The organism is Mesorhizobium sp. M7A.F.Ca.US.006.04.2.1 (assembly GCF_004022915.1).
GTDB lineage: Bacteria > Pseudomonadota > Alphaproteobacteria > Rhizobiales > Rhizobiaceae > Mesorhizobium > Mesorhizobium ciceri.
Genome location: NZ_RZQA01000473.1, coordinates 1 through 5,082 on the forward strand (window position 1 = coordinate 1; position 5,082 = coordinate 5,082).

Annotated in this window: 4 protein-coding genes; 1 reads left to right on the forward strand and 3 read right to left on the reverse strand. The window is 59.9% G+C overall.

Annotation, left to right across the window (positions count from 1 at the left end):
* Together EN925_RS22900 and EN925_RS22905 are read right to left on the reverse strand one after the other, a co-directional pair.
* A partial coding sequence (locus EN925_RS22900) for a lysylphosphatidylglycerol synthase domain-containing protein (RefSeq protein WP_128336945.1) occupies positions 1 to 796 on the reverse strand: 796 nt, incomplete at its 3' end.
* Positions 797 to 980: 184 nt separating this feature from the next.
* On the reverse strand, positions 981 to 2,609 hold the full coding sequence (locus tag EN925_RS22905; protein WP_127368185.1) for a glycosyltransferase family 39 protein: 1,629 nt from the start codon (positions 2,607 to 2,609) through the stop codon (positions 981 to 983).
* A gap of 212 nt (positions 2,610 to 2,821) precedes the next feature.
* Here EN925_RS22905 and EN925_RS22910 point away from each other — a divergent pair, with 212 nt between their 5' ends.
* Entirely contained in the window at positions 2,822 to 3,439 is a 618-nt protein-coding gene (locus EN925_RS22910) for a DUF995 domain-containing protein (RefSeq protein ID WP_245460891.1), read from the forward strand.
* A gap of 680 nt (positions 3,440 to 4,119) precedes the next feature.
* Here EN925_RS22910 and galE read toward each other — a convergent pair.
* Positions 4,120 to 5,082 (reverse strand): UDP-glucose 4-epimerase GalE (galE, locus tag EN925_RS22920; protein WP_128336947.1); only part of this gene is annotated, 963 nt, incomplete at its 5' end.

The window sequence follows — 5,082 nt, forward strand, 5'->3', positions numbered from 1 at the left end:
CCTGCAAGCCATTCTTCATCGTGATTCCGGAGGTGAGCAGCGCCGCCGCTGCTCCCGCTTCATAGGTGCCGAAGCCGGCGACGCCTTGCACCGGCAGTATGGCGGCTCCTTCGGCCCCAACGACGCCTGGAAAGGCGGTCGAAAAGGATGTCCCCAGCAGCATTGCCAACAACCATCCCTGCACAGTGAGCTTCAGCGACCAGTTCGCGATCGTCCACCACCAGCCATAGCGCGAGCGTCCGGTTGCTTCGGTGAACACATCTCGGAGCTTGCCGAGCTTCGCCACGATCTTGCCGCGGCCGGCCCAGTCATGCGGCGCACGCGCCCAGCGCGGCAGGTACCAGGCGGCGGTGATCAAGACGGCCCCGCCCGCAATCCTAATCGCCGGATGCAGGCCCGGCCATACAGCCAGGGCCAGCACGCCGACGACGAAGGCGTCCTGCAGCCTGAACCACAGCAGTGAGGCGCTGGCGCGCATGATCGGTATGCCGAAGACCTGGCGCAGGAGCAGGGGAAAGGCCGTCTCGCCGCCGCGAAAGGGCACGACGTTGATCATCGCATTGTGGATCAGAATGACGCGCAGGCAGGCGCCGAAGCGGCCATGCACCTCGTCGCGGAACTCGTCGCAGACGCGCAGCGCACGCAAGACATAGGTGGCGAAGAACGCGATCGTCGCCACGGCGAAGGTGCCGGGCGTGATGCGGGCAAAGGCGTCGCCGACCATGCGCCAGCGCGAGTCGCTGGCGAGCCAGGCCAGCAGGGCCAGCGTCACAATGATCGAAATCGCTCGTTTCAACAATTCCTCCGGTCGCAACCGTCGAATTCCGCCAGCCGTAGAGATATTTGAGCTTGCTGGCCGGCTTGTCTCGCTTAGCTTGCTGCGTTGGGCAGGCGAGGGCGGGTCGGCAAGGTCGCTGACCGTCGCCGGATTTCCAACGTTTGCCTGATCCCCAGCCCATAAGCCCAACGGCCTGACCAGATCAAGGCCGGCTGATTTCATAAATCAGGAGGTTGTCCGAATCCAGCCGCTTGGTCCCGATCTTGTTGAGATAGTCGATCACCCCGTCATGATGCTCGATGAACGGCCGTTTCTGACTGTCTTCGGCATCCTTTGCCACGCCGAACCAATCCGCGCCTTGCGTGCGAAGTTCCTCAAGCTGTGCTATCGCGATGGCATCGTCCTCGACGAACCTGGACCACTCCACGTCGCCGCCACCAGGCGGAAACACCCACCCGCGCGCCCTGCTGTAATAGACTGCGACGGGATCTCCCACCTCCGGAGCGATGGCCACGACAAGATCGCCAGGTTGGGCCCTGCGCGCCAGCTCGTCGCCAAGCAACTTTCCATTCATGGCGAAGGGCGCCTTCATCGTCCGGACGAGGGGAAAAGTCGACCAGACAAGCATAGCGGCCGCGATGCAAATCGACCGCAGAATTACCCCAGGAGACGAAACGGTTTTGGCTCCAAGCGTCGCCAGGACGACCGCGCCACGGCCGCAAAACATCGCAAATGGCACATGGAATATATGATAGTTCCATGGATTGGTCGTGATCTCACGTGCCGCAGCGAGATAAACAACAGAGGCCGCTGCAAGCCATATGAAAGGTATGGCCGAAAGAGCGCGTTCTTTCGATTCCGCGACTGGCTGGGGCGGCATCCAGAATCCGACCGCCATCAAAATCATGAACGGATAGCCATAAAACCACCAGACCGACGTGTTCCAAACAGATTTGAAATAGAAATCGTTGTTGAAAAACGTCCAGAATCCAGAATCCCAGATGTATCCGCTGCCCGCGACATGAAAGGGCGGATAGGTTCGCCCGAGATAAATGGCCCAGCTGTAGTAGGCGCCGATGACGAACAGGCTGACCAGTCCGCTTATGAATACTTTGGCCGCATGCTTTCGCCGATTTTGCAAAAGCCAGCAAACCATCAGATAGAATATGACGCCTCCAGCAGCCAAACCCGGTGGTTTTGCAAGCACACCGAGGGAAAAGCTGGCTGTGGCGAAGGGGAGCAGCCACGCGCTGCCTCCCGTCCAGTATTTCGTGAAAAGCCAGACGCCCAAGGTTACCAGAGCCAGCATCGAGGGGTCGGGAAGGAACGAGCTGTCGATCATGATCGCCGCCGGCATCAGCGCATAGGCAAGTGCCGCGGCGTGGGCGTGCGTCTCGCCCCAGCATAGCGCCGTTAGTCTGTGCAGTGAAAACACCGTCACCAAGCCGAAAAGGGCCGCAATCATGCGGCCGAACCAGTCGTGCCAGCCAAAGAGTTGGTAGAGTATGGCGGTCAGATAGCTGACGATCTGGAACTCGCGGCCCTGATAGCTTGGCCCGGGCCCGGTCCAGCTGACCTCGGGGAAGAAGATGTTCCAGCTGCGCTGCTGGAAATTGTCGGCCATCATCGCGGTACTTGTTTCGCGCCAGCTGAAGGCATCGACCAGCGGCAAGGTTATGTTGTGGAACCTGAACAGGATCGCAATGAACAGTATCCCCAGCAAGATCGCCATGTTGGGGCTCACGGTGTTGCGAGCAGTCGTTTCCCGGACGGTCGACTGCTGCCGGTATTGCTGACCTTCAGCCTGGTTCAATTCCGGGTCGCCCGCCATTTGAAACCGCGTCCTCCCTCACGTCTGCGGATGTTGCTTTTGAGTGCGATTGTCAGAGTTGGGCAGAGCATATGACACATTTCTTAATTTTGACGACAGCGGGATGCGCACATCTGGAACGGTTGTTGTCCGTCCGCTCGCAAAGGTTGACATCACCGTTCTCGCGACTGTTAAATAGTTCATACGGCTGTCAGAGCGATGATAGTGCTACCTTGGGCAAAACGGGCATGCGAACGCCAATTGTACTGACAGCTCTGACCGGATTGCCACCGCATGGTGTCGACCGTCGACGCAAACATTGTCGGTTCGCAACTTGTATGCAACTCATGTTTCTCCTGGCCCTCTGCGGCCAGACGGCGCTTTCGGGAACGGCGCATGCGGCTGCCGCCAAAGACGGCAGACCAGCGGGAACGGTCATCGCACCGGCTCCAACTGCCTACGAGCTGCAGCTTCTTTATGCCGACCGCACATGGATATGGAAAAACGGCGCGGCCTTTTTCGCGCAGGACAATCGACGTCTCCAGGCCTGGACGTCCGGGCAGGACACCACGTCTGTCGCGGAGGGCAGATGGCTGGTGACCAAGGACGGCAAGATGTGCATGGAGCTCGCCTGGCGATCGAAAGGTTACACCGGCGAGCAGCACCGCACCTGCTACAGCCACCGCATTCAGGGCCGGAATATCGAGCAACGCAAGGATCCGGACGGGGAATGGTACGGTTTCAAGCGATCTCCCGAGGATCCTTCCGACGAATACAAGAAGTTCGAAGCAGGCGACACCAAGGGCGCGCAGTTCGAAGTGACCCGCAAGCTGGTCGATGCCAAAAAGTAGGCCGCGCTTCCGGCCGCGCTGAGATGGCCTGGCTGTTCTTCCCGTGCGCCTGTCGTGGAACCCGCGAATCGCTTATAGTTGAGTGGCTCGGCAGGCGCGATCGGCGCGCCGATCGCATTTAATCGCATTCAATTGCATCACCCGGACGACAAGACGATGGCCTGCCATACGGTTTTGATGAAATTTAATAATTAGTGATATCTAATATAACGTGTGATGTGCGAGTGGTCACTCATGCGGCGTGGAAGCGGCCCAAGTATAGTATGTCGCAATGCGCCCCTGGCTTATACTTGATAGCAAGGGACAGAGGATGAGAAATTCCGCGAGCGTATTTCGCTCAAGCAAGAATGTCGTATCTATTGCCGCGGCTGTGGCGCTGAGCTCTATGGTTGCAGGTTGTCAAGGTATGGACGCAACTGAAACCGGTTCGGTCCTTATCAGGCCCATCGTCCACCCGGTCCGCAGTCAGCCCGCGGTCCAGCCCGTGCAGGCCAGATTTCTCGTGCGCTCGCTCCGGGCCGACCTTCCGATCCAGATGACAAGCACAATAGGGACCGAAAGTGCCTACGCCTTTGCACCGCCGCAACGGATCAAAGCCAGCACGCCGGCGCCGGTGAACATCTCGTTCAATCCGGGCGATGGCAGCACGTTCTCGGGCGGCTCGCCTTATATCTGCAGCCCTAGCGGATTTGGCCAGCGCGCGAGCTGTCACCCCCGCTATCTCTGACCCGTCGGGCGACGACCGGCGCTGCCGCCCTCACTGGCGGCAGTTTCATGGGCCTGGTCTTCAGTCCGAAAAAGGGAGCGGCCGTCCTGACAATCGTATCGATGTCTGAAAGCTCCGGCACAAAGCCAAGATGTTCGCGTGCGCTTCCCGGGTCGGCGTAGAGCTCCGCCGGATCTCCGGGGCGTCGGCTCCTGAACACTGCCGGAACCGGCCTCGACGTCATTCGGCCGACCGCCTTGACAATCTCCTTGATGGAGACGCCTCGCCCTGTGCCGAGATTGACCGCAAGGCTTCGCCCGCCACCCTCGAGATGCATGAGCGCTTTCAGGTGGGCGCGGGCCAGATCGGTGACGTGGATATAATCCCTTACGCAAGTGCCGTCCGACGTGTCGTAGTCGGTGCCGAAAACCTCGATCGCGTCGATGATGCCCGATGCGGCCATGAGCACTCTGGGAACCAGATGGGTTTCCGGCGAATGCCACTCACCGAGCTCGCCATCGGGATCGGCGCCACAAGCATTGAAATAGCGCAGGATCGCAAATTTCATTCCGTACGCGGACGCATAGTCGCCGATGATCTGTTCGCCGATCAGCTTGGTGCGCCCATAGGGGCTGATCGGATTTTGCGAGGAGGTCTCGCGAACCGGCAACGCCTCCGGCACGCCGTAGGTCGCACAGCTGCTGGAGAAGATGATGTTTTCGATCGAACTCGCGCGTGCGGCATCGAGCACCGCGATGGTGCCTGTCACATTGGTCGAATAATATTCGGCCGGCTCGCGAACGGACTCTCCGACATAGGCCAGCGCAGCAAAATGGATCACGGCCGTCGGCCGGTGCGTTTCCATCGCCCGCCGCAGTGCATCCCGATCCCGGATATCGCCGACGACAAGCGGCCCCCAGGCGACGGATCTCTCATT

What these genes read in the sequence shown, in the direction of transcription:
- EN925_RS22905 (WP_127368185.1), bottom strand. Translation starts at nt 2,609, where the DNA reads ATGGCGGGCGACCCGGAATTGAACCAGGCTGAAGGTCAGCAATACCGG.